The 24,530-nt window shown below is 53.6% G+C and carries 19 protein-coding genes and 1 riboswitch; all 19 genes read right to left on the reverse strand.

The window, feature by feature from the left end; translation table 11 throughout:
- Nucleotides 1-136: 136 nt before the first annotated feature.
- A complete protein-coding gene (locus KIH86_RS10885) occupies nt 137-2,716 on the reverse strand; it encodes a discoidin domain-containing protein (RefSeq protein WP_235775357.1) in 2,580 nt (859 codons plus the stop codon).
- A 132-nt stretch (nt 2,717-2,848) separates the two neighbouring features.
- A complete protein-coding gene (locus tag KIH86_RS10890) occupies nt 2,849-4,456 on the reverse strand; it encodes a glycosyl hydrolase (RefSeq protein WP_235775358.1) in 1,608 nt (535 codons plus the stop codon).
- Nucleotides 4,457-4,649: 193 nt separating this feature from the next.
- Complete coding sequence (locus KIH86_RS10895; protein ID WP_223081139.1) at nt 4,650-6,998, reverse strand: glycosyl hydrolase; 2,349 nt, start codon at nt 6,996-6,998, stop codon at nt 4,650-4,652.
- Nucleotides 6,999-7,004: 6 nt separating this feature from the next.
- Nucleotides 7,005-7,079: riboswitch (cyclic di-GMP riboswitch) on the reverse strand.
- Between the two features lie 169 nt (nt 7,080-7,248).
- Nucleotides 7,249-8,619: a sugar phosphate nucleotidyltransferase gene (locus tag KIH86_RS10900; protein ID WP_223081138.1), complete on the reverse strand. Its 1,371-nt coding sequence runs from the start codon at nt 8,617-8,619 to the stop codon at nt 7,249-7,251.
- A 48-nt stretch (nt 8,620-8,667) separates the two neighbouring features.
- Complete coding sequence (locus KIH86_RS10905) at nt 8,668-10,008, reverse strand: UDP-glucose dehydrogenase family protein (RefSeq protein ID WP_223081137.1); 1,341 nt, start codon at nt 10,006-10,008, stop codon at nt 8,668-8,670.
- A 4-nt stretch (nt 10,009-10,012) separates the two neighbouring features.
- Nucleotides 10,013-11,113, reverse strand: a complete 1,101-nt coding sequence (locus KIH86_RS10910; protein ID WP_223081136.1) for a glycosyltransferase — start codon at nt 11,111-11,113, stop codon at nt 10,013-10,015.
- Nucleotides 11,114-11,161: 48 nt separating this feature from the next.
- The gene (locus tag KIH86_RS10915) at nt 11,162-12,301 is read right to left on the reverse strand and encodes a glycosyltransferase family 4 protein (protein WP_223081135.1); all 1,140 of its coding nucleotides are present in this window, start codon (nt 12,299-12,301) and stop codon (nt 11,162-11,164) included.
- Nucleotides 12,267-13,481 carry a glycosyltransferase family 4 protein gene (locus tag KIH86_RS10920; protein WP_223081134.1) on the reverse strand — a complete coding sequence of 405 codons (1,215 nt, stop codon included), beginning with the start codon at nt 13,479-13,481 and terminating at the stop codon, nt 12,267-12,269. Before KIH86_RS10920 ends, KIH86_RS10915 begins: the two co-directional genes overlap by 35 nt.
- The gene (locus KIH86_RS10925) at nt 13,471-13,698 is read right to left on the reverse strand and encodes a hypothetical protein (RefSeq protein WP_223081133.1); all 228 of its coding nucleotides are present in this window, start codon (nt 13,696-13,698) and stop codon (nt 13,471-13,473) included. Before KIH86_RS10925 ends, KIH86_RS10920 begins: the two co-directional genes overlap by 11 nt.
- A gap of 88 nt (nt 13,699-13,786) precedes the next feature.
- The gene (locus tag KIH86_RS10930) at nt 13,787-15,310 is read right to left on the reverse strand and encodes an O-antigen ligase family protein (RefSeq protein WP_223081132.1); all 1,524 of its coding nucleotides are present in this window, start codon (nt 15,308-15,310) and stop codon (nt 13,787-13,789) included.
- A gap of 35 nt (nt 15,311-15,345) precedes the next feature.
- The gene (locus KIH86_RS10935; RefSeq protein ID WP_223081131.1) at nt 15,346-16,119 is read right to left on the reverse strand and encodes a WecB/TagA/CpsF family glycosyltransferase; all 774 of its coding nucleotides are present in this window, start codon (nt 16,117-16,119) and stop codon (nt 15,346-15,348) included.
- The gene (locus KIH86_RS10940) at nt 16,116-17,381 is read right to left on the reverse strand and encodes an O-antigen ligase family protein (protein WP_235775359.1); all 1,266 of its coding nucleotides are present in this window, start codon (nt 17,379-17,381) and stop codon (nt 16,116-16,118) included. The genes KIH86_RS10935 and KIH86_RS10940 overlap by 4 nt, the downstream gene beginning before the upstream one ends.
- A gap of 88 nt (nt 17,382-17,469) precedes the next feature.
- On the reverse strand, nt 17,470-18,414 hold the full coding sequence (locus KIH86_RS10945) for a glycosyltransferase (RefSeq protein WP_223081129.1): 945 nt from the start codon (nt 18,412-18,414) through the stop codon (nt 17,470-17,472).
- A 23-nt stretch (nt 18,415-18,437) separates the two neighbouring features.
- Entirely contained in the window at nt 18,438-19,130 is a 693-nt protein-coding gene (locus KIH86_RS10950) for a sugar transferase (protein ID WP_223081128.1), read from the reverse strand.
- 57 nt (nt 19,131-19,187) lie between these two features.
- A complete protein-coding gene (galU, locus tag KIH86_RS10955; protein WP_223081127.1) occupies nt 19,188-20,072 on the reverse strand; it encodes a UTP--glucose-1-phosphate uridylyltransferase GalU in 885 nt (294 codons plus the stop codon).
- A 238-nt stretch (nt 20,073-20,310) separates the two neighbouring features.
- The gene (locus tag KIH86_RS10960) at nt 20,311-20,949 is read right to left on the reverse strand and encodes a CpsD/CapB family tyrosine-protein kinase (RefSeq protein WP_223081126.1); all 639 of its coding nucleotides are present in this window, start codon (nt 20,947-20,949) and stop codon (nt 20,311-20,313) included.
- Nucleotides 20,933-21,667 (reverse strand): YveK family protein, encoded by a 735-nt coding sequence (locus KIH86_RS10965; protein ID WP_223081125.1) that lies wholly within the window; start codon nt 21,665-21,667, stop codon nt 20,933-20,935. Before KIH86_RS10965 ends, KIH86_RS10960 begins: the two co-directional genes overlap by 17 nt.
- Nucleotides 21,668-21,972: 305 nt before the next feature.
- Entirely contained in the window at nt 21,973-22,608 is a 636-nt protein-coding gene (locus KIH86_RS10970; RefSeq protein WP_223081124.1) for a response regulator, read from the reverse strand.
- Nucleotides 22,609-22,633: 25 nt separating this feature from the next.
- Nucleotides 22,634-24,280 (reverse strand): sensor histidine kinase, encoded by a 1,647-nt coding sequence (locus KIH86_RS10975; RefSeq protein WP_223081123.1) that lies wholly within the window; start codon nt 24,278-24,280, stop codon nt 22,634-22,636.
- Nucleotides 24,281-24,530 lie beyond the last annotated feature (250 nt).

Genomic DNA, 24,530 nt, shown 5'->3' on the forward strand with positions numbered 1-24,530 from the left:
AAAAAGAGCGAGCCATCTGTACGATGACCTGCTCTTTTTCTTCATTTTTGGGCCTGTGCCTTATCTTAATGACATTGCCGAAGCGGGGGTTCTTTCCGGCTGTGCCTCTTGAATTGACCGTTCTTCATGCCGTGGGCTAATCCCTCGAATAGATTTCAAGGTCGTGAACAGACCAGTAATTTCCGCCGGACCCGGTCTGCACCACTCTTACATAACGCGCCTTCACCTTGGAGAAGGAGTACAGATACTGATCTTTTTTGCCTTTTCCGGTAAAGACCAGATTCCAGTTCTTCCCGTCTGCCGATACATAAATGGCTACCCCTCTGGGATAATCGTATTCCGACCGGGAGCTGTCGAGCAATACCGCCTCAATGCTGTGCTCCGTTCCCATGTCGACCTGAAGGCTCTCGCCTGAGGTCATGTTCTTGCCCGTGTCCCAGCGTGAGCTCAGCTCGCTGTCGATGGCAGCCCAGGGATTCGAAGAATTATTCGTCATGTTGCTTGAGATCGTCCAGCCGGTCCGGTCCAGCGGCACAAGCCCGGTAGCGGTAATCTGGGCCTCCTTAGACAGCGCTTTCTTCCCGGTAATCCGGACCGCGTACCGGTATACAACCCCCTCCTTAACAGCCCGGTCAATGAAGCTCGTCGCTTCCAGACCGGACTCGATGGTCTTCAGTTCCCCCTGTCCCTCCGCCCGCAGCACATCATAGCTTGTGCCGGGGGCTTCATGCCAGTTCAAGCGTACAGCGGTTCCTCTGATCGCAGTCGCGGTCAGACTGTCCGGCGCCTTGTCGCCTACCTCCGTGGAGGGCTGAAGAATATATTGGACCGCTTCGCCAGGTGCAAGCGTCTCGGTAAAGGTCAGCTCAGGCGATGCCTTGAGGCCGGTGACGTAGCTGCGGGCTTCCTCATACGTGTCCCCGTTGCCAAAGCGTTCTCCTTCGTATACCGTCTGCTTCGGCATCGTCACCTTCACACTGACCTTCTGCGTCGTGTTCTCGAAATTCACGAGATTAACCAGCACCTTGTTTGAGGTCGCTCCTGATCCGGGCAGAGGCTCCAGCTTGGAGGTGTCCACCGGACGGATATAGACCAATTTATCAGCCAGTTCGTCTTTATTAAGCAGGTTATAGGTGAGCGGCGCTCCATGCGTGGCATAGGCCGTGCTCAACCGGCGCATAATACTTACCCGTGAATCCTCGTTCTCTTTTGTATAATAAATCTCCGTCTTAGCCGGATCATGGGTTCTCAGATTGATGTCCTTAAATTGAAACAGACTGTAATTGTAAAAGAAGGCGGCATGCTGCACGAACATATCCGCATACCCGATATGAGCTCTCATGATCCGGTCAAAAATGGCAGCGGTCGACTCCTTAGCCCCATAATGCCAATCATCCGTATGCGCATCCGAGGTGCCGAACTCAGTCACCAGCATTTTCTTGGGCAGTCCGTCTTCAGCTCCGCGGAAAGTCTTCAAATTCTCGGTGAAGCTTCCTCCGTCTTTGGCGGCAAATGATCCGCCGTACGAATGGCCGTTAGTCAGATCCGTGATGTTCTCCAGTTCAAGCCGCTGGGCGGGATCGCGCTCCCAGCCGTCCGGGCTCCCGCACTGCTGGACAGTTCCCGTCTGGTTCCCGCAGCGGCGGATTTTGTATTCAGCCGCATAGGCCCAGCCCGGGGCAACGGTCAGAAGATGCGGGGCGATCTTCTTGCCTTCCGTGTTCAGCCATTTGGCTACCGCCAGATTAACGGCCTTGGAGCGGTTGAACAGCCCCGGCTCGTTGTCAACCTCGGCATATTGGATGTAGGAACCGTACTTCTTGAAGTAATCGGTAAGCTTCTTCTTGGCGCTGTCCGGAAGGCTGCCATCCGGGTTCAGCTTGATGTCGCCGGTGTACAGATACAGCGCAACGGCCTGCATGTTGTACTCCGCAAGTGTCTTGTAGTAGTTCTCCATATCCGAATTGGAATTGCCGACATTGCTGGGGCCGCCTGTACGCATAATATTGCCGCTGTATGCCACTCCAAGCCATTTCATTATGTATGGCAGATGGGCGGTGGCGCCTGTATCATAATAAAACTGCTTGTTGGCAAGCATCGTTCCTGTATTTACGTAATTGCCATGAATGGGCTCGCTGATCGGCGAGCTCAGGGAGGCCAGACTAAGGTCGTCCCAGGTCCACCGGGTATACTGATCCTCTTCGCTCGAGGCATATTCGGAACGGGCCGCCAGCAGCCTGAGGGTATTCTCCCCGGTCTTCAGCTGTTCCTTCGGAATGTACAGCTCATAGGTCTTCCTGAACGGATACTCGACTCCCGTCCCTCCTACACCCGCAATCTGAATGATGCCCGACAGCTCGCGGTTGGAGAAGACCGCCATTTGGGGAACCGACTGGTTGGCATCCAGGATGCGAACCGTGAAGAGGACCCCGTTCTGCGGGATTTTGCTCAGATTATAGGTGATTGTCAGTTCGGGGTTGAGCTTGCCGTTGAGGCCCGAGGGCAGCTGCTTCAGCTGCGATGCGCCAAGTGTCTTCGCGTTCAGGCTGAGCGACTGCTTGGCGGACGTAGATGTCTTGGTGGAGAATTCTCCCGCCGAATCATCCTGTGTGCCCAGTTTCCAGATTACATTGGCTTCGGGAACGTCAAAGGCACTATCTTTGGCCGCGGAACTGGTTTCGTTATCTGTTGCTTCATTCTTTCCCAGAAAAGACACGGACAGCAGAAATAAGATGATTAGTCCTGAAAACTTGAGAAGTTCAGATAAAGGTCGTGTTGGTCTCGGTTCTCTCATTCCCTGTCCTCACTTTCAATAGGAAGTCTGGAGCCCGGTTCGATAAGGAGCCCGCTACTCAGGGAGAAACAGTGCCTGCCGGGGAATTACTTCCTCCTGCTTGCCCGGAACTGTCCATAGCAGCTTGATATTAGCTTTTCCTTTGCTCTCGAAGTATTCGACCCGAATGGCATGATACGTGTTTCCCTTGAGCTTCACGGTACCCGTCCGGGCAATGTCGTTCTGCAGAACCCAATTCTTGATAATCGGCTTGCCGTCGATCCACAAGCGCACGCCGTCATCGGCCACCAGCTTGAATGTGTAGGTCCCCGTTGCCGGAGCTTTAATGCGTCCTGTCCATTGAACTGAGAAATAGTCAGCCGGCAGTTCTTTAACCGGAGATTCTGTCTTCCAGGCAAAATTGATCGTGCCGTCTGTCCGGGTGTAGACAGGCTCTCCTTCCAGGAAACGATTGTTGAAGTACTCGCCTTTGAGACCGTTTATGCTGCCATTGCTCCCACCGCTGTTACTGCTGTTACTGCTGTTACTGCTCTTGCCGGCGCTGCTCCCGCTATTTTGCTTGGACTTGATAAAGTCCTCTCTCGAAAGCGTATAGCCCGATTTCATGAAGCTGCTGATCTTCTGCGTGCTGTTGTTCTCGGTGAGCATCTTCCCCCAGGTCATCACGTAGACCCATTGACTCTGCGTCTTGGCCAGCTGCTGCGGGTCTGGCAGTTCGCCGTTTTCACCAATGGCAATCGGCTTGCCATTTGCGAGCTTGAGCAGCTTATCATAATAGGATTGCTGATAATCGTTGTTATAGATGTCGGCTGCCAGGATATCAACTTTACCTGCTCCCGGGTAGTAATCCTCATAAGGCCCCGAATTGCTATTCGGCGCATTGGGATTCCATACCCATATCAAGTTATTTAATTTATGTTTACCCACAAAACGCTCATACATGATATCCCACAGCGCCGAAAAATTATTTTTTTGTCCCCACCAGAACCAGCCGCCGTTCATTTCGTGGTACGGCCGCCACAGCACGGGGACGCCGGCATCCTGCAGCATTTTTAAATATACCGCCACCTGGTCCAGATCTGCTATAAGTTGATTGTACTTGTCAGTTCCGGGTGTAACATAGGCGTTGAACTCATCCTGGCTAATCCATTTGGAGACATTGAACCAGTCGGGAGAAGTTCCGGGAAGATATTCATGGAACGTCATGGCGACGATTCCGCCGCCTTTATACCAATTAATAGCGCTCTGGATAACACCCCGGCGCTGCTTGTCGATCGTGTCTGCATCCTGGCCGCTTATGGGGCCGAGTTCATATCCGTGGAGGATGGCATATTGGCCTGTAAGCTTCTTCAGCTTGTTCATTTGATCGTCCGGAGCTTCCAGATAATCATGCTGGCCCGAGATAAGTCCTTTGCCGCTCTGGTCATACAAATACTGAAGCAGCTCCCGCGCTTCCTTGGTCGCGTTCGGATTAACCGGGGATTGCGCAGTTCTTGTAAGCGTACCGGTTGTAACGCCGGATGAAGGTGCAGATTGAAGTGAATCCATTTCCCTTGTAACCGTCTCTTCCAGACTGGTGCCGGAATTCCAGGGACGCAAGGTAACAAGCAGCATCAGACACAGCACGGCAGCGATAAATCGATACTTGCGGGGAATGTTCAATGTAATCTTCCTTTCTTGGCATATCTGCCGCCGGAAGGTTCCTTTCATATTCCCGGTCTGTCCCATCAACGGTGGTTGATAGTTCAGAGGCCCTGCTATAGAACAAGCAGGGCCCGGCAAGGCTCGAATGAACAAGGTTCGTTATTAGGTTGAAGTATCGGCTGCCGTGCAAGTGTGCCGGACAGCAGTATATTTAGAGCGAATCGGGAAGGAAGAATGCGGATTCGGGCACCGTCTCCTTGGCTTGGCTCGGGCTCTCCCACATCAAGCGGGCATTGGCGCTTCCCGTATTATCGTAATATTCGACTTTAATATCATACAGCTTGCCGGCTTCCAGGTCGATTCTGCCTTTTCGCTCGATCCCGCTCTGATTGGCCCAGCTGTAGATTACCCACACCCCGTTGATCATCACGCGGATGCCGTCATCGGATGTTGTGTAGAAAGAGTAATTCTCACTATATTGCGGCTTGATCTTTCCGCTCCAGCGCACCGCGAAACCGTCGGTATTCACTCCTGTTCCGGGCGATCCCGTCCCCCAATTGAAATTGACCTGGGAGGCATTCTGTACAAGGGCAGGTGTTCCGCTAAATTGGATATTGTTGAAATATTCGCCCAGCAGTCCGCTAACGGGCTTGCCGGCATTCGACTCGGTAGAACCCGAAGTCTGGCCGTCAGAAAGATTCAGGACCGGCGTTTGGATCAGTACCGGAGTTGGCTCCGGTGTTGGTGCTGCCGTCGGTGTTGGTGCTGCCGTCGGTGTTGCTGCCGGCGTCGGCGTTGGAGTAGGCTCCGGTGTTGGCGTCGGTGTCGGTGTAGGTGTTGCTGCCGGCGTCGGTGTCGGTGTTGGGCTAGTTGAAGATGCAGAAGTTGTCAGCGTTCCCGGAAGAAAGAATGCGGATTCGGGCACCGTCTCCTTGGCTTGGCTCGGGCTCTCCCACATCAGGCGGGCATTGGCATTTCCCGTGTTATCGTAATATTCGATTTTAATATCATACAGCTTGCCGGCTTCCAGGTCGATTCTGCCTTTTCGCTCGATCCCGCTCTGATTGGCCCAGCTGTAAATTACCCATACCCCGTTAATCATCACGCGGATGCCATCATCCGATATTGTATAGAAAGAGTAATTCTCACTATATTGCGGCTTGATCTTTCCGCTCCAGCGTACCGCGAAACCGTCGGTATTCACTCCGGCTCCAGGCGATCCCGCTCCCCAGTTGAAATTGACCTGGGAGGCATTCTGTACAAGGGCCGGTGTTCCGCTAAGCTGAAGATTGTTGAAATACTCGCCGGTCAGACCGTTGACGGCTATTCCTGACCCCGGCTCGGAACCATTCTCCTCAAGAGGAGGGACCGGAACGGTAACGGGAATATCACTCACCGGTGTCGGTGTTGGCGTCGGACTTGGCGATGGTGTCGGCGTTGGCGTCGGACTTGGTGATGGCGTCGGCGTCGGCGTTGGTGTCGGTGTAGGCGTTGCAGTCACCGCCTCCATCCCGGATATCACGTCATCCCGGGTCAGCGTAAGACTGCTGTTCATAAAGTTCTTAATGGTAGACGTGCTGTTGTTTTCATAGAGCATTTTGCCCCAGTTCATCATAAAGACCCATTTATTCTGTGTCTGGAGAACCTTCGACGGATCGGGCATCTCGCCGTTCTCGCCAATCGCGATCGGCTTGCCTGCCGCAAGGCTGAGCAGGCTGTCATAATGGCTTTGCTTATAATCATTACTATAGATATCCGCGGCGAGAACATCCACTTTATCGGCGCCCGGATACGTGTTTTCATAAGGATCGGACCATTGGCCGGGAGCATTCGGGCTCCATACCCACAGCAGGTTGTTCAGCTTGTGATAGTTCGTGAACCGGTCATACATAATATTCCAAAGAGCAGCAAAGTTGGACTTCTGTCCCCACCAGAACCAGCCGCCGTTCATTTCATGATAGGGGCGCCACAGGATGGGAACTCCCGCATCCCGCAGAGACTTCAGCGATACGGCTACCTTGTCAAGCTCCGCGATCAGACTGTTGTACTGCGAAGTTCCGGGCGTCACATATTTATTGAATTCCGTCTGGGAGATGCTCTTCTGAACATTACCCCATTCATAAGTCGTACCGGGCAGATTCTCGTGGAACGTCATGGCGACGATTCCACCCGCTTTATACCAGTTCGTTGCGCTCCATACGATATTCTTACGCTGAGCCGCTACAGCCGAGTCGCTCTGGCCGCCGATCGCGCCCATCTCATAACCATGGAGAGCCGCATATTTGCCGCTTGTTGCCTGAAGCTTGTTGCTGAATTCATCCGGGCTTTCGAAGTAGTCGTGCTGACCGGTAATGATGCCCTTGCCGGAGATCGAGTATAGATAATTCAGCAGTTTGACCGCCTGGGGCGAAGCATCCGGGTTGACCGGAACCCGGGCCGCGGATGCCGCCGAGGCCGTGGATAGATTGCGTCCGCCAAGTTCTGGGACAAACGTCAAAATCAGGCTAAAGGACAACAGCATGCAGAACAGCCGATACGTGCGGTTGGTTTTCAATTTCATCTTCCTTTCGGTAACCAGGCTGCCTCAGAGAGGCCCTTGGCTTTGCGTCCCTACCTCGCGATAGGTTTGCCTTTGTCGTATTGGAAGGATTAACCTTCTACCGTACATATCGACGCTATTCCGTTGTTATTAAAGGCTTATTGCGTGAAAGAGCAGGAAATAAGTCGAAAGACCTGTTTAAAATCTTTGAATTTTGGGTAATACATTACTTTTGTACAAGAAGCTCATCCGCCTCAAGGCGGATTCACTTTTATGAAATAAACTGCTGCAGCTCAATGTCTTTCCAGTCCAGCGTAATCCGGATGTTATCCTCTTCCACCAGCTCGGAGCCGGTCTGAACCTCGATAAACTCCACATCGGTCAGCGCCAGGATGCTGTGTTTCGTGCCGGCCGGAATGCGTACCACGTCGCCGGCTTTCACATTATGCTTTTTCTCATTAAGAATAATGCTTGCTTCCCCGCTGATGAACGTCCAGATTTCGCAGCGCTTCAGGTGATACTGGTAGCTGATGTTCTTGCCTTCCGCGATATAAATCCGCTTGGTCAGCGCCTCGTTGCCCTCTTCGTATTTCACGTAATCGATAACGCGATAATGCCCCCAGCGACGCTCTTCGTACATCGGCCGCTGCTCCGTGCCTTTCAGCACTTCCTTGATGCGCGGACTTTCCGATTTTGTTGTAACCAGAATGCCATCGGGGCTGGCTGCAACGATAATGTCCCGGGCTCCAATCACCGTGATCGGAATATCCAGTTCGTTGACCAGGCAGCTTGACGAAGCGTCCTCAGTCAGCAAACCGCGTCCAAGCTTGTTGGTCGCCATCTCCTCGGTGAGCGTATTCCAGGTTCCCAGGTCTTTCCAGAAGCCGTCATACGAATGAACGACGATATTCTCTTCGCGCTCCACGACCTCGTAATCGAAGCTGATGGAGGAGAGCAGCTTATACTGCTTCAGCATGTCGTCATAAGACAGCGGAAGTCCCTTCTGCTGGAGAATATCCAGCAGGTAGCCCAGCTTGAAGGCGAAGACGCCGCAATTCCACAACGCTCCCTGGGCGATGAGCTGTTCGGCGCGGCTGCGGTCCGGCTTCTCCTGGAAGCCTTTAACCTGCCTTGCTCCACCCTTGGACGCTTCCCCGTCCGGAATGATATAGCCGTATTTCTCCGACGCAAGCTCTGGCACAACCCCGATCAGCGCCAGATTCGCTCCGGTTTCGTCCAGCACATTCTCCAGCTGTGCCACGGCATCAAAGAAAGTGCCTTCCACATAAGGATCAACCGGCAGAATGGCGACCGTCTCGTTAGGGAGCACGCCTTCCACCGAATAGAGGTAGACCGCCGTCAGTGCGATGGCCGGGAAGGTATCGCGCCGCTCCGGCTCCACGATGATATTCACGCTGCCGCCGAGCTGGCTCTGGATCATCTCCACCTGTCCGCGGCCCGTCGCCAGATAAGAGGAATCGGCAAGACCGGCTTCGCCAAGCTGCCGCCATACCCGCTGAACCATGGATTCCGATTCGCCCGACGGACCTTCCAGCACCTTCAAGAACTGCTTCGAGCGGGAATCATTGGACAAAGGCCAGAGACGTTTTCCCGAACCGCCAGACAAGAGTACCAGTTTCATAACAAGCAACCTCCCTCAAAATGGTCAATTTAGGACTGCCGTCAGCGCTTAGACCGCGCCCGCCACGCTTGGTGAAAATCCGCTTAATCCGCCCATCCGGGGACGTCCAACCGAGAAATATTCCAGGCCGGTTCCTTCGATTTGCTCTTTGGAGAAGACATTGCGCCCATCGATCAGTATCGGCTTGCGCATGCCCGCGGACACGAGATGGAGATTGATGTCTTTGAAAATGCTCCAGTCGGTCAGCAGACACAGGGCATCGCTGCCCATAGCCGCTTCTTCCGGTACGGCGCACCAGTGAATATTAGGGTGATCGTAATCCTTCCGGAAATTATCCGCAGCGATCGGATCATATACCTTCACAATCGCTCCCTCGTTCACGAGCGCTTCGACGATTTCCCGCGCCGGCGATTCCCGGACATCATCGGTATTCGGCTTAAACGCAAGGCCCCAAATTCCGATGGACGTGCCCTGAAGGCTGCCGATCGATTCGTGGAGCTTCGAGAGGATCATGAAACGCTGGCCCTGATTAACCTCAACCACGGATTTCAACAGCTTGAATTCATAATCGACGTTACCGGCGATTTGAATCAGCGCCTTGGTGTCTTTCGGGAAGCAGGAGCCTCCATACCCAATCCCCGCTTGAAGGAAGGAAGAACCGATTCTCCGGTCCAGGCCCATGCCTTCCGCCACCTCTGTCACATCCGCGCCAACCTTTTCGCAAATATTCGCAATTTCATTAATGAACGAGATTTTGGTCGCCAGGAAAGCGTTGGACGCATACTTGATCATCTCGGCGCTGCGGATATCCGTTACGACAATGTTTTCGGTGAAGCCCTTATGCAGCTCCCGCATCATCGGCTCCAGAACCGGGTTGTCAAGACCGATGATGATCCGGTCCGGATGGAGCGTATCCTGAATGGCGGAGCCTTCGCGCAGGAACTCGGGAGCGGACACGATATCGAACGGATATCCGGTATTCGCGGCAATAATCTGCCGGATCTTCTCGTTCGTGCCGACCGGCACCGTCGATTTCGTCATTATAACCTTGTAGCCTTCCATGGACCGGCCGATTTCAGCGGCTGCGTTCTCGATGTACTGAAGATTTGCTTCGCCGTTCGGGAGGGACGGTGTGCCCACGGCGAGGATGACGATATCCGAGCGGCGCACCGACTCCTGAAGATCGGAAGAGAACGACAGTCGTCCCTCTTTCAGATTCAGTTCGATCAGCGCCTCAATGCCCGGTTCATAGATGGGCGATTTCATCTGGCTCAGTTTGGCTATCTTCTCTTCATCCTTGTCGACACAGATGACATGATTACCCCCAAGTGTAAAGCATACGCCGGATACGAGGCCGACATAGCCGGTGCCGATTACCGCCAGATTCATACCATCATCCTCCTTTTAAAAAGTTGACATATGCCTGCTCGACATATTGTTTGAACTGAACGATAAAGTTCTGTTCATCGAATTTCTGCGCGTGCTTCACGATTTTGCCGATGTCCCACGCGTAGGACTCCACCTCGGCGATTGCCCTTAGCAGGTCGTCAACCTCCTGCCTTTTGAAGAAGACACCGTTGACATACGGCACGATTGTGTCCAGTGCTCCACCCGCCTGATAAGCGATGACCGGTCTTCCTGCGGCGTTTGCTTCAAGCGGGGTGATGCCGAAATCTTCTTCGCCAGGAAAAATATAAGCGCGGCACTGGGCCATGAGCCCCGTAACCTGTTCATCATCCAGCCTGCCGAGAAACTGCACATTGCTCTTCGCCATGCCTTCCAGACGCTTGCGGTCGGGACCGTCGCCAACAATCAGCAGCTTCAGCCCGTTGCGGTTGAAGGCTTCCACCGCCAGATCGATCCGCTTGTAGGACACCAGCCGCGAGACGATCAGGTAATAATCGCCAATCGAGCTGGAGCTGGTGAAGCGGGCCGTATTGATCGGCGGGAAAATCACGTCGGCGTCCCGGTGATAATAATTCCGGATGCGGTTCTTGACGACCGAAGAGTTGGCCACGAACTGATTCACATTTTTGGAAGTCCGCTGGTCCCACATCTTGAGCTGCTGCATGTAGAGCTTCAGCACCCTTTTGAACAGACCGGAGTTGGACTGCCGTTCCATATAGGTGTCGTAATCCCAGGCGAACCTCATCGGAGTATGGCAGTAGCAGAGATGAAAGGTGCGCTTGGGAACCTGAATGCTCTTCATAAACGCGCTGCTGGAGCTCAAGACGATATCGAAACCGCGGAAATCCAGATCGCGAATAGCCATGGGATATAGCGGCAGCACCCCTTTGAAGTTAGCCTTCACTCCCGGAACTTTCTGCAGCCAGGAGGCCCGGATGTCCGCATCCTTGAGATTCTCGGTCAGGCGGCTTCCGTTAAATACCGTCGTGAAGATCGGAGCTTCGGGATACATCTGGTGAAAGACCTCCACCACCCTCTCCGCCCCGCCCATTTGGATTAAGTAATCATGCGCTATCGCAATTTTCATGTGAATCATCCTCAATGTTTGATGGAGCAATTGGTTTCGCCAGTTCGCTTAGGCGCCTGCCAGCAGGCCTTTATAGTAAACTACGATATCTTTCACCGTGTTCTCGATTACAAAATGCTCCTTGACCCGTTTGATTCCCGCCTCCGCCATCATTTCTCTTTCCTCCGGGTGCTCCAGCATCCAGCTAATGGCTTGGGCCAGAACAGCGGAGTCGCCCGGCTGGATGAGCAGTCCGGTCTCATTCTGAACGACGATCTCGACAGGTCCGCCTTCGTTCGAGGCGATGACCGGAAGTCCCGCAGCCATGCCTTCCACAATAACCTGGCCGAAGGGCTCCGGTGTTATGGAGGTATGCACCAGCAAATCCGCCTGCTGCATCAGCCCCTGAATGTCCTCAACATGTCCGAGGAGGCTGACATTGGACAATCCTTCGCGGTCGATCGTGGATACGAGCCGCTTCTTGTACTCGTCTTCGCCGAAGAGTGCGTCGCCCGCCAGCCAGAACTTGATGCGGCTGTTGCTCTTCAGCATTTTGGCCGCTTCCAGCAAAATATGCTGGCCCTTCCATTCGGCCAGCCGGCCGACCAGCAGCACGTTGAAATCCTTCTGCTCCTTGCGGACGGCCGAGGCGGCGATCGCCTTGGCGAAGGCGGAGTAGACAACGAGCGTCTTCTTGGAACGGGGCAGTTCAAGCGCGTTGAGTGTTGATTTCGAATTGGCGATTACGCCGCTCGGAATATAACGCGACATAAGCCGGATGCCTTTCGCGACAACCGGCTTCAGATAAGGCGCGCCGATGTGGTCGCGAATATGCCAGATCAGCGGAACACCCGCTGACTTGGCAGCAATGGTGCCGTACAGCGCCGATTTCAGGGAATTGGTGTGAACGCAGGCTACATGCTCCTCTTTCAGGATCGGCGCCAGCTTGCGCCCGTAAGACAGCAGCTTCAGCGCCGCTGCCGGAGCACCCAGGTTGACGGTGTTGCGTCCGCGGTTGCGGATGCTGTCATCCAGCGGCACAATGCGGACGTCGATTCCCTTCTCGCGCAGCCGATCTGCCAGCGCGCCCTCCTCAGCCAAAATCACCAGCGGATTCACCTGATCTCCAATATGGGTCAGAATGTTGAACAGGGCGACTTCACCGCCGCTCCATCTAGCCGTGTGATCGATATACGCCACTCTCAGCATTGATTGTCTCTCCTTTCCCCATTGCCTCTTTGAATACCGTCTCCACCTGATTGCCCACATGCTGCCACGTATACTTCTGAAGCGCATGCTCTCTGCATTCCTCCCGGGAAGGAAGAAGCCTTCGGTTCCCGAGTGTCCGGGATATGCCTTCAGCCATATCCTCGGCCGTTGGGCCGTTAAAGAGCAGCTCGGGACGGAAATTCTGCAGTATTTCTTTATTGCCGCCGATCGGTGTCGCCATGACCGGAAGGCCACTCGACAACGCTTCGGCGGTGATGAGGCCGAAGCCTTCAAGCGCCTGGGAAGGAACGACGAACAGATCCGCCGCCTGATAATAAGAGGCCAGCTGGTGATCGGGAATGTAACCGAGCAGCCGGACTTTGTTCGATAATCCGTAATCGGCAATTCGTGCTTCCAGCTCGCCGCGAAGCGGTCCTTTGCCGCCGATCAGGAGAATGGAGTTCGGGAACTGTTCCGATACTGTACGCCATGCTTCAAGTAGCTGGAGGAGTCCCATCCGGTTCACGAGCCTGCGGACCGTAAGGACCGTGGTCGCTCCCTCCGGGAGATTCAGCATCCGCCGCACCGCAAGCAGGTTGCTTGCCGGTGTAAAGCGGTCGACATTGGCCGCTCCCGGAATGACGATGATCTTATGGAGCGGGATGCCATGAAGGGAATGGAGAATATTGCGGAAGGTTTCGCTGAGGACGATGAACGTATCCGCCAGCCGGTAAGCCTTGCGCTCAATCGACTTGGCGATCGCCGTCTTGACCTGATGCTTGATCCCCTGTCCCTCGATTTTCATCTCCTCGTTCCAGGGGCCGTGAAAGGTCGTAACGACGGGAATGCCGCGCTTCTTCGCTTCGATGGCAGGTCCTACGCCGTACGGAGCGAAATGGGAGTACAGAATATCGATTTCACCGCGGTCCATCAGTTCCGCCGCTTTACGCTGAAAAGCGTCTTTTCGCTTCCAGATTGACTGCTTGGGATCGCCTGCATTGTGAATAATGAGATTGTCGGGAGTATCCGGCTGATCGTCGCTGCAGATCAAGGCGTGTACCCGGTTCCGGGAAGAAAGCTGCTCGCAGACGGATTTAAAATACGTATTGAGCCCTCCGGGCTGTACAGAAGGCCAGCTCAGGCCCGTCGCCATAATGTTCAGTCCGCCGTTAGTAGGCATTGCTTCTTCCTCCTTTCTCCCTCTCTTGGTTCATCCGGCTGGCTTGTGTTTCCCGCAGCAATCGCAGGACTTGAAGCCGACCATGAATTCGCACATGATCCGGGGAATAGTGCTCATCTTCTTCATTCCCCGCTTCGGCCTTGATCTCTTCGGCGGTTCGGAATACCGGCGCCAGGCCGCGGATTGAACCGGCAAGCTCGCTAGTCAATGAATACATGCTGGTCTCCTCCTTCTTCTAACCGTTCCCATCCATTGTCGATCTCTACATATAGGAATTCATCATCGTCTTCCGGCCGCCTGTAGCTCTAACCATCGGGACCGGGCTGCGGAGCCGTGTAGCGGCAGGCCGCAGCTTCGGAGGAAGCCGCTGTGCCTTCGGGCTTCCGCTGCATCCCCCGCATTTCTCTCACTCCCAGTCCGATGCCGATCAGCATCCAGACGAGGTAAGCCTTGATTCCCGAGAAGCCGTTATCCGATACGAGTCCGATCACCACACCCATCCAGGCCGCCAGTGCCAGCCTCGCGTAGGGCTTCAGCGGAACCGGACCCATTACTCTTCCGACAATCTGTTTGATCACGGCGCCCAGGGCGAGGACAAACAGCAGTGCGCCCGGGGCCCCGAAGGTCAGCATCAGTGCGATAAATCCGTTGTCCATGATGCCGTATTCTCCAAGCTCGCCTCCGTTGCCCAGCTTGGTGCTCTGCCCGACACTGCCAATACCCTGGCCGACCGGATTGGACTTGATAACGGGAAGCATATTCCCCAGCAGGTTGAGCCGGTCATTGTAGGAGCGGTCCTCCTGAATCGAGGAGAATGTCTCCATCCGCGCCGTCAGCACTTCGGCTCCCGGAAGCTTCGGCACGATCCAGTACAACGCCATTGCGACGAAGATAAGCTGGATCAGCGTCTTCCACTTGCCCTTCGAGGAAGAGGAAGCGATATAGGCCAGCAGCATCACGAGCAGAATCAGCCACGCAGCCCGGACCAGTGTAGTGAGCAGACAGATCACTACGAGCAGGACGCCGACCCAGCCGAAGATGCCCCGCCATTTCTTCTCCAGAATCATCGGAACGAGCGCGAACACCAGGAAGGTGGCGGCTGGACCCGGCGAGTTCAGTGTGGAGAAGACCCGTACCTCAAGCGGTTTCGGAATACCGATGGAGTTCATGCCCGCATTCTGCATCCAGAAGGCGTCCCATGGCGGCATCGTCGTATACTGCACAATTCCGTAGACGGCAACCAGTACCGCAACCGCGGCGTATGAGCGAAGCAGCCGGTCCGTGTCCTGTTCCGTAAACGACGTTATCGCAAAATACGGAAGCAGGAGCAGCGGAACCAGGTAATTCATCAAATCATAGACCGAGCCGACACCGTTCTTGGCAAGCCCGATCAGGGTGGCGTAGCCCAGAGGAAGCGCGAAGAGCAGAATCAGCCTCATCCAGGGACGCTGGAGCTTATGTATCTCCCGCATGACCGGAATGGCGACCGTGGCGCCCACTAGAAGCGGGGCCAGACTTAGGAGCGAAACCGAATGATAGGCGCCGACGCTCCAGTCTGCTATCCGGCGAAGCTCCGGGGCGATCGCCCATACCAGGAGAGTGTAGGCTATGAGCTGCCGGGGTCTGAGCAGGGCCAGCAGAAAAGCCGGGAACAGCAGAGCCGCCACAATAGCCAACTGCAGACTGTTCGCCGAGCTGAGCTTGGCGCTGACGTAGCCGATCATCAGCGGAAGAATCGCACAGCCTGCCGCGAAGATGCCGGCGGTTGCCAGAGTACGTATATTTCCGATCAGCGGGTACCCGCTTTGACCCGAATAGCGGCTCGTCATAGCTCCATACACCTCCTGTTCCTGGCGTAAGCCTTTTATTCAAGACTCGGTCCGTTCGCCTTATCCCGTTTGCGCAGTTCTTTCAGCAGAAGGAGCAGGAATTGGGCGTCGTCCACCAAATACCTCTTCCACAGTCTTCCAGGTTCCTGGCTAAGCCGCCAGAACCACTCCAGACCGCTTCTCTGCATGAAATCCGGAGCCCGTTTGACCGAGCCCGAGAGGAAATCAAAGGTTGCTCCGACTCCGATCGAGATGGGTGCGCGATAGGATAAATAATGGCGATAAATCCATTTCTCTTGCTTGGGCGCGCCCACGCCGACAAATACGATATCGGGGCGGGTTTCATTCAGCATGCCGATGATCCGCTTGTTCTCCTCCTCGTTATTCTCGAACCCGTAGGAGGGAGAATAGCACCCCACGACATTGATATCCGGATAAGCCGCCTTCAGATTGGCCGTCGCCCGTTCCGGCACTCCTTCGGCGGAGCCGAGGAAGAAGAGCCGGTATTTCCTCTGCTGGAACGCATTGCCGAGCCTGTTGAACAGGTCGGCCCCGGACACCTTCTGCTTAAGCGGTTTGCCCAGCATTTTGGATGCCCAGATCAGCGGCATGCCATCCGCAACGACTGCGCCTGCCTTCGAGTAGACTGTCCTGAATTCCTTGTCCTTGCGCAGCTTGATCACATGATCCACATTGCAGGTCAGAATGTAGGAATGATTTCTCTCCCGGATTGTTGTATCGATATACTCCAGCAGATCCATGAAATCATAATTGTTAAAATTGACATCGAACATGTTCACTTGATTCATCGTATCACTTCTTTTTGTGGGGAATCGGTTGGCTGCGAAGCACGATACAGGCAGTTCAGGTACCAACAGAATGGAATAATGAATTGGACCGTCGACAGCGTGTTATCAGAAAACGAATAGATCAGAAATCCTAAAAGGAAGAGCAGATAATATTTCCTTACCGGCGGCGTTAGCGCTTTGGCGACCAGAAGGAACACGGTAAGCAGAGCCGCCCAGAGAAGTACGGAGCCGACATACCCGCCGTCGTAATAGAAGCGGATATATTCATTGTGGGGAACCACAAAGCCCTCATACAACGTGCCGTCGTTAGCCACTGTGACGGCGCCGATGCCTCTTCCCGCCACCGGCGAACCGGAAGCTTTCTCCAGGAAGAAGGCCCAGGCTTCCGAGCGTCCCGATAAGTCGATGCCTTCGCCGGTTTGTCTTTCAAATGAGCGTTTCTCGAAATTATCCCATTGCGAGTACACGCCGCCGGCGATTACAACAATCGAACACAGAATCGGAATGATATAGCGTGTCTTGCCTTTCAGATAGCGCCGGAAAATATCAAAGAAGTAATACAGCAGCATCGGCACCAGCGCGAGCAGCGGACCCCGGGTACCCGTAGCGGCCAGCGTCAGAAAGTTGATGCCGAGCACGGTATAGTAGAACTTCACATTCCCGGTTCCACTTCTTAGCTCAATGAATGGAATGGCCGTTCCGATGAAGGCCAGCATCGCCAGGTGAGGCGGAATGTTCGCCCCTTGAAGTCTGATCGCGCCCGTGAACTCCACATTGATCATGGAATGAAGATGCGCCACCTGAAGCAGAATGCCAATCAGCAGGCTAAGCGATGGCAATAGGCAGATCATCCTGATATGCCGCTGGGCCACTTCCTTCTTCCAGTTGATCAGGAGAAATACGAACGGCAGGGATAGTCCGATGAATGCCTTGACCGCAATCTGCGCAGTCATCTGGGGCTCCCAGATGGAGAAGCTGAACGTCATGAACGTCATCGCGACCAAGGCCCACAACGGATAGCTGAGCTTGAATCGCAACCCGTTCACCAGAATGCACGGGATAAGCAGAATCAGCATTCCCAGCTTGTATAGAGACAAAATCTCGATCCCGAACGGGCTGCCGTAATACAGAAAGTTGATGGATACCGCCGTCGTCAGAATGACAAAATAGCTGATCGTATCCGGCCGGGTCAGAGAGACGACAACGAACAGAAGCAGACCGACGGCCAATACCGCAAGAGCCGGCATGTAGATTGCCGCCATTCCGAGAAACAAAGCCGACAGAAGAAACAGCATTCCGTACGGCAAAGCATAAAGTTTTGAAGCCCGGTGCCCGCTTATCATCTTCTACTCACCCCGTCGCCGATTCCCGATTTCGATTCTTCAGCATGTGGAGCGTTCCTCGAACACTCTCCAGCCGGCATTTGTTCAACAGCTTCCGTCCCTCGCTGCCCGATATGACGGAGAGCATGGAATCCACGGCGATGTACAGCAGTTTGGCTCCTGTCTTTCCCCAAATCATCAAGGTCCCGAGCGGCCCTCTGCTGCCAAGCGCATTGGAGAGCCCTTGGCTGTAGTACCGCTTCATAATCCAGCTCTCGGTGAGCCGGCTGGCCGGGACGAAATGATCGACAGCCATCTGCGGATGGTACAGCACAAGCTGTCCTTCCTTGCGGATCTTGCCGAACAGCCAGGTCTCCTCGCCGGAAATGAGCGAATCGCCCTTGCGTCCCAATTCCAGCGGGAACAGGCTCAGATTGAAGACTTCGCTTCTCATCGCCATATTGGCGCCGCAGGGATGATACTTCCCCGGGTACTCTTTGATCCGGTTGCCCAGATCCATGATGGTGTACGGGAATTCGAACGGCTTGATCAGCCAGTTCGGCCGCTTGGTCTCAAAGATCGGAGAAACCTTGCCGCCCATGGCCATTACGGAAGGCCTGCTCTCAAACGTAGTCACGATCGTCGAAATCCAGCTCCGGACCGGCAGCGCATCGTCGTCGAGAAAAGCGATCAGCGATGCTTTGGCGGCCAGGATTCCGGCATTTCGCGCTGCCGACAACCCCTGTACGGGTTCCAGCAGATATTTCATTCTGATAAGGCCTGCGTTTTTGTCCATGAACTGCTTGACTATGGCTGCAGTGTTGTCTGTGGACCGGTTATCCACCAGAATGACCTCAGCCTGATCCAGCATCTCGAGCCCGAGCAGAGAATCCAGCGTTTTGGATAACAGCCCGGCGCGGTTGTAGGTGCAGATGATGATGGACAGCCGGGGTACGTCTCCGTGCTCTAACATGGGCAATCACCTATTTTCCGAAATTAATAAGCGTTTTTCGATCCAAACAGGATCAGGACAGTCTTCACAATAATCTTGAAATCAAGCTTGGTGCTCCGCATCTGAATGTACGTGAGATCCAGCTCGACCATTTCCTCGAAGCCGACGCTGTTCCGGCCGGTGACCTGCCAGTAACCTGTGCAGCCCGGCGTTACGGTCAGCCGTTTCTTGTCGTACTCGGTATACTGCGCCACTTCATCCGGAAGCGGGGGACGCGGTCCCACCAGGCTCATGTTGCCGACCAGCACGTTCCACAGCTGTGGCAGCTCATCGATGCTGGTCTTGCGCAGGAATCTGCCCACCCGCGTAATGCGGGGATCATTCTTCATCTTGAACATCGCGCCGCTGACCTCGTTATACGCCATCAGGTTCTTCTTCAGCTCCTCGGCGTTGGCGATCATCGATCTGAATTTGTACATTTCAAACGGCTTTTCGTCTTTGCCGACCCGGGTCTGGCGGAAGAAGACCTTCCCCTTCGGATCGTCCAGCTTAATCAGCACGGCGATTACAGTGAACAGGGGCAGCAGCAAGAAGAGACACAGAGCGGAAAAAAGAACGTCGATTACCCGTTTGGTCAGCAGGTAAGAATTGGCTTCCTGCGCTTCTTCCTTGGCATGCAGCACATAAGCGCTCGACAGCATCGGCTCAGCGTCATCCGGCATTTTTGGCATGCTCATCTCCCTCTCATTCCTCCTTGATTTATTGCCCATGCGAGCAGTGACCGGCTCCCTTGATTAGACCGTAGTTTGTTCCGCCTTCTTCAACCATTCGGCCATGGCATCCATTACGGGATAACGAAGATCCTTGCTCTGCAGGGCGAATTCCAGTGTGGTCAAAATGTAACCCAGGCGCTCACCGACATCATATCTCGTTCCGTCGAAGTTGTAGGCGTAGACCCGCTCGCTCTGGTTAAGCTTCTGGATCGCGTCGGTCAGCTGGATTTCGCCGCCGGCTCCTTTTTCCTGCAAATCGAGGTATTTGAAGATCTTCGGTGTAAAGACGTAGCGTCCCATAATGGCCAGGTTGGACGGCGCCGACCCGAGCGGCGGCTTCTCCACAAAGTTCTGAACACGGTACAGGCGGCCTTCCTGCATATCAGGATCGATAATCCCGTAGCGGTTCGTGAACTCGTCCGGAATTTCCTGAACGCCGATTACCGAGTTCTGGGTTTCTTCATACTGATCGATCAATTGCTTCAGGCAAGGCGTGCTGCCGGTTACGATATCGTCGCCCAGCATTACGCCGAACGGTTCGTCTCCGATAAAGCGTCTGGCGCACCAAACCGCATGTCCGAGGCCCTTGGGTTCCTTTTGGCGGATATAGTGAATTTCAACCTTGGAGGAACGCTGAACTTCCTTCAGCAATTCAAGCTTGCCGTCCTCAAGCAGCCGGGACTCCAGTTCAAACGCGTTGTCGAAGTGATCCTCAATCGCGCGTTTGCCCTTACCGGTAACGATGATGATATCCTCGATGCCGGATTCAATGGCTTCCTCAACAATGTACTGGATAGTCGGCTTGTTGATGATCGGAAGCATTTCCTTAGGCATCGCTTTGGTGGCAGGCAAGAAGCGGGTTCCGAGTCCGGCGGCGGGAATAATCACTTTCTTCACTTTTTTCATCATCCAGGCCTCCTAAAAGTTTTGTTTTGACTAAACTGCTTGATAGGCTTCACAAAACTTGCTTCGTAAGCGTCGGCTAAGTTTTGTTTTGACTAAACTGCTTGATAGGCTTCNGGGCTTCACAAAACTTGCTTCGTAAGCGTCGGCTAAGTTTTGTTTTGACTAAACTGCTTGATAGGCTTCACAAAACTCGCTTCGTAAGCGTCGGCTAAGTTTTGTGTCTATAAGGGCGTCACGTCTACTTCGCTTGATTTATGGCAATACCGAGAATGGGTGTCCCGGCTTGTTCCATCAGGGTCTTCACCTTGCGGAGCAGTTCACGCTTGGACTTGCCGTAACGGGCGATGATGATCACGCCGTCCGTCAACGGGGCAAGCACGCGGGCATCGCTGTACGGAACGGCCGGAGGCGCATCCAGCAGGACCAGATCATGCGTGGCTTTCAGTTCCTCCAGAAGCTCGACCATCACGCTGTTGCCGAGCAGGTCGGGCGGGCTGCCTACCGTATTTCCGGCAGTCACGATGGTGAGATTGGCAAGATTGCCATACACCGCCACCTTGCCCGGCTCCTTCAGTCCGCTCAGACAATCGGCCAGGCCCGGCGAATTCTCGACACCGAAGACGGTATGCAGAGCAGGCTTCCGAAGATTGCAATCGACAACCGCTACCTTTTTGCCGTCCTGAACGAAAGAAACCGCCAGATTCGCCATAACGGTCGTCTTCCCTTCTCCCGATTCTCCGGATGTGAAGAGAAGAGACTTGCCTCCGTCCTGCAGCAGACCGGACTGCTTAATATAGGTACGAAGGGAGCGGAAGGATTCGGACACATGCGAGTTCGGATTGCTGTCCGCAACCAGAGTATTACTTAATTGCAGCATAAGCGCCCTCCCCTACCGTTGCTTTGGAATCCGTACCAAGATCGCGTTTGCGGATGACGGGAATCGTGCCGATCACCGGAAGACCCAGTTCGTATGCCGCTTCCTTCTCGGAGCGGAGCGTGCCGTTCAAGGTCTCCATCAGAAGGATGATTCCGAGCGCCGCCATCAGCGATACGACGAAGCTGATTACCATGTTCATCATAAAGCCGCTGCCGATCGGAGCGGGGACATCTTCAGGGTCCGCCGGAGTCAGGAAAGCGACGTTATCCATATGCATCAGCCCCGGCAGGGTACGAATGAAGGTTTGCGAAACGGCGTTGATGATGTTAGCCGCCTTCTCGTAATTGGTATCCTGCACGCTGAGGTTGATGATCTGGCTGCCTTCCGTCGATCTGAGAGCCACTTTGGATGCCAATTGATCCCCTGTCAGCTTCAATTCCGGATGTGCGGAGGCTACCTTGTTCATGATGGCCGGTGATTTGATGAGTTCCTTGTAACTCATGATCAAGTTCAGACTGTAGGTCAAGTTATTGTTGTTGTTGCCATCGGGTGACACCGCACCGTTGTTGACCAGCAGCTGACCGGACGCTTCGTAGACCGGAACCACGTAATTCTTGCTGAAATAATAGGTAGTGCCGCAGGAGATCAGAACGAAGAGTACAATCAGCCATAACCTTTTTTTGATCAGGTTCAGGTAATCCAGCATCGTCTTTTCCACAGCGATCCTCCTTCCGTTGGATTTTGAAAAATTCTGAAATTTTCATTAACTTAATTTAATTCTATCAATCCTCTCATTTTGAGGCATGGTCCCTGCCATTACTTTCATTTTCACTTTCGAATAAACGAAATTAATGCTTAAGGGGGAGCTATGGTATACTTTAGTGCCATATCCTCTAGTCCGTATTTCCCGCAACCGCTTTCGTATTAATGCGCGCCAAATAACCCCACACAGTGAGGCTTTTGGTGTAACCAGACATACAAAAAGGGCATGGACTCTAGGTCCATGCCCCGGTATTCAGACGATTAGTCAACCGACATTTCATATTTCGTCAATCCGACAGCATTCGCGTACAAGGCAGCCTGGGTACGGTCCGCAACCTGCAGCTTCGCCAGAATTTGGCTGACATGCTTCTTGACCGTGAACTCGCTGATAAAGAGCCTGGAGGCAATTTCCCGATTGCAGGCACCCTGGCCCAGCTCAATGAGCACTTCCCTCTCTTTTGGCGTCAGCTCATCGGTAGGACTCTTGCCGCTCATGCGCATCTTATCTTCCATAAGACCGGGATCGTAATATTTCCTTCCCTTATACACCAATTGAATGGCAAACAGCAGTTCCTCGGGCAGCGCCTCTTTCAGCACATAGCCATCGACGAGCACTTCTTCCGCCTTGAGGAAATCCTCCCGGCTCGCCGAAGAGGTCAGCAGGATGAACTTGCTGTCAATCCCGCGGCTGCGTGCCATCTTGATTACGTCCAGTCCCGATTCGTCTGCAAGTCTAAGGTCAATCAGCACGAGGTCGGGCCGAGTCTCTTCCAGCACACGTATCGCTTCTTCTCCGTTGGTCGCCTCACCCGCGAAGTTCACATCCGGCTGCATCGAAATTACCGAAGCCAATCCTCTTCTTACAAGGGGATGATCATCCACAATGACGATATCCATAATGCAAAAGACCTCCTTATCATCCTTATGCGTTCTTTAGTTCAACTACGCCTACCGGAATTGAAATCAGAATCTGGGTTCCTGCATTCTCGTTACTCGACAATTGGAAGTCACCGCCCAGCGATTGGGTCAAATGCTGCATATTCTTCATCCCGAGTCCCCCGCTGCCCTCTTCGGAGCGGGTCCACAACAGGTCGGTGTCAAATCCGACGCCATCATCGCGGATCGCAAGCCCTGCCCATCTGGGCTTAAGCGTAAGCTCCACTTCGATTTTTTGGGCTGCGCCATGCCGTATGGCATTGCCTGTAGCTTCTGAAATAATCCGGAAAAGCGCCTTGTGATAAGTATACGGGAGACTAAAGTCATCGCCCTTCACCTTAAAGTCGATTTCCACATCATTCAGCCGCGACAAATTTTTCAAGTGAGACCGCACCATGCCGAGCCATGTCGGCCCGCCGCTTTTCTTGGAGCTGAGGCTGTAAATCGTAATTCGCAGTTCTTTGGCTGCTTTTGTCGCGGAATCATGGATCAGCTCGATCTGTTCCTCAAGCTGCGAAGGGGTCATTTTGCGGAAGGATTGCTTGAGAGAGTGTGCCGCATAGACAATGCCGAACAAGCTCTGGGAGACACTGTCATGCATTTCATCGGCGATCCGATTCTGTTCATTCGTTACAATCAGCCTATTCTCGGCTACACTGAGTTCATGCCTTTCAAGCGTAATCGCGCTCAGTTCGGCCAGGAACATCAGCTGCTGGATGTACCATCTTCTTCCTTCGAGCCCTTCATGCGCCTCGAGCTTTACGCCGATCATGCCGACAAAGCGGGTGCTCATGCGGACGGGCATCAGAAGCAGATCCCCGAACCCCGGAAGACTTTTGAACAGCGGCTCCTTCTGGCGCCGCCAATCGGACTCATGTTTCTTCAGCTCTCCGAACAGGTTATTCTCCTCCTCGGAAAGCCAGCCGGTCTGGCGGCTAACGGGCGAAGGCTCTCCGGCAGTGCCGGCGAACCAGAATAACGCCTTATTGAGCTTCGTCAGCTTCACGGCATAATCCGTAATGACCTGTCCGATATTCATGAAATCATGCTCACTTGAGGTTTCCACGATGTGATAGAGCGATTTGATATGCTCAAGCGTCTCGTCCGTCCGCGCGTTGGCTTCCTCCCGCTGCCGTCTCAGCTTCGACAACAGCTGCATGAAGGTTACCGTAAGCGCAAGCGCAAGAAACAAATTTCCGTTCTCCAGCAAAACAGAGGCAAACGAATCTCCCGCAGATTTATAGAAAAAATAGCAACAACCAAAGAAAATTGCAAAATAACCGACCATCAGGGTCCAGCAAAAATAAAAAGAGAGCGAACCCGCTGCAATCAATATGGGATTCAGCGAATACAGCTTAAAGGGGCTGTTAAATCCGCCGGTAAAAATCGCCAGAAGCAAGATTATCATCATTTCGATGCTGACGTACAGCATCACGGCATGTGGCCTGTAGCGCATGGATCTGTATGTGCTGGTGAACACGAGAGCAAGCAGCACCAGGCCGATTATGATCAGAATTTTATAGACAACTGGAGGACCATTGGGCGTCAACAGGAAAATCAGTGAAGTAAGGGACAGTGAAAAATATCTGAAAAAAGTGATCATTCGATCTTCCGCAGTTAACCTGATATTCATCCCACCACCCAATTCTCCAAATTTGTGGAAAATGCGAGCATGAAGCCTTCCTGGGAACTGCCTCGTTAAAAGCATCATACAAAAGAAAAATCACAATAACAAGTTATCTTTCAGAGTGTGAACGGTTACACGATTAAAAAATCAGCATATTTTTTTTATTTTTCCCTGTTTATTCCGTCTGAAAAAGGGTATTAGGGAAACCTCAAATGTCATTAAGTTCCACTACATGTAAAGACTATGTTCTGTTTCT

It is taken from the genome of Paenibacillus sinensis (assembly GCF_019904155.1).
GTDB lineage: Bacteria > Bacillota > Bacilli > Paenibacillales > Paenibacillaceae > Paenibacillus_AQ > Paenibacillus_AQ sinensis.

Coding starts and splice junctions, on each gene's coding strand:
- KIH86_RS10910 (WP_223081136.1), bottom strand. CDS start 11,113: ATGAAAATTGCGATAGCGCATGATTACTTAATCCAAATGGGCGGGGCG.
- KIH86_RS10975 (WP_223081123.1), bottom strand. CDS start 24,280: ATGAATATCAGGTTAACTGCGGAAGATCGAATGATCACTTTTTTCAGA.
- KIH86_RS10935 (WP_223081131.1), bottom strand. CDS start 16,119: ATGAATCAAGTGAACATGTTCGATGTCAATTTTAACAATTATGATTTC.
- KIH86_RS10925 (WP_223081133.1), bottom strand. CDS start 13,698: ATGTATTCATTGACTAGCGAGCTTGCCGGTTCAATCCGCGGCCTGGCG.
- KIH86_RS10960 (WP_223081126.1), bottom strand. CDS start 20,949: ATGCTGCAATTAAGTAATACTCTGGTTGCGGACAGCAATCCGAACTCG.
- KIH86_RS10905 (WP_223081137.1), bottom strand. CDS start 10,008: ATGAATCTGGCGGTAATCGGCACCGGCTATGTCGGCCTCGTATCCGGC.
- KIH86_RS10945 (WP_223081129.1), bottom strand. CDS start 18,414: ATGTTAGAGCACGGAGACGTACCCCGGCTGTCCATCATCATCTGCACC.
- KIH86_RS10940 (WP_235775359.1), bottom strand. CDS start 17,381: ATGGCGGCAATCTACATGCCGGCTCTTGCGGTATTGGCCGTCGGTCTG.
- KIH86_RS10915 (WP_223081135.1), bottom strand. CDS start 12,301: ATGCTGAGAGTGGCGTATATCGATCACACGGCTAGATGGAGCGGCGGT.
- KIH86_RS10895 (WP_223081139.1), bottom strand. CDS start 6,998: ATGAAATTGAAAACCAACCGCACGTATCGGCTGTTCTGCATGCTGTTG.
- KIH86_RS10970 (WP_223081124.1), bottom strand. CDS start 22,608: ATGGATATCGTCATTGTGGATGATCATCCCCTTGTAAGAAGAGGATTG.
- KIH86_RS10930 (WP_223081132.1), bottom strand. CDS start 15,310: ATGACGAGCCGCTATTCGGGTCAAAGCGGGTACCCGCTGATCGGAAAT.
- KIH86_RS10900 (WP_223081138.1), bottom strand. CDS start 8,619: ATGAAACTGGTACTCTTGTCTGGCGGTTCGGGAAAACGTCTCTGGCCT.
- KIH86_RS10950 (WP_223081128.1), bottom strand. CDS start 19,130: ATGAGCATGCCAAAAATGCCGGATGACGCTGAGCCGATGCTGTCGAGC.
- galU (WP_223081127.1), bottom strand. CDS start 20,072: ATGAAAAAAGTGAAGAAAGTGATTATTCCCGCCGCCGGACTCGGAACC.
- KIH86_RS10920 (WP_223081134.1), bottom strand. CDS start 13,481: ATGCCTACTAACGGCGGACTGAACATTATGGCGACGGGCCTGAGCTGG.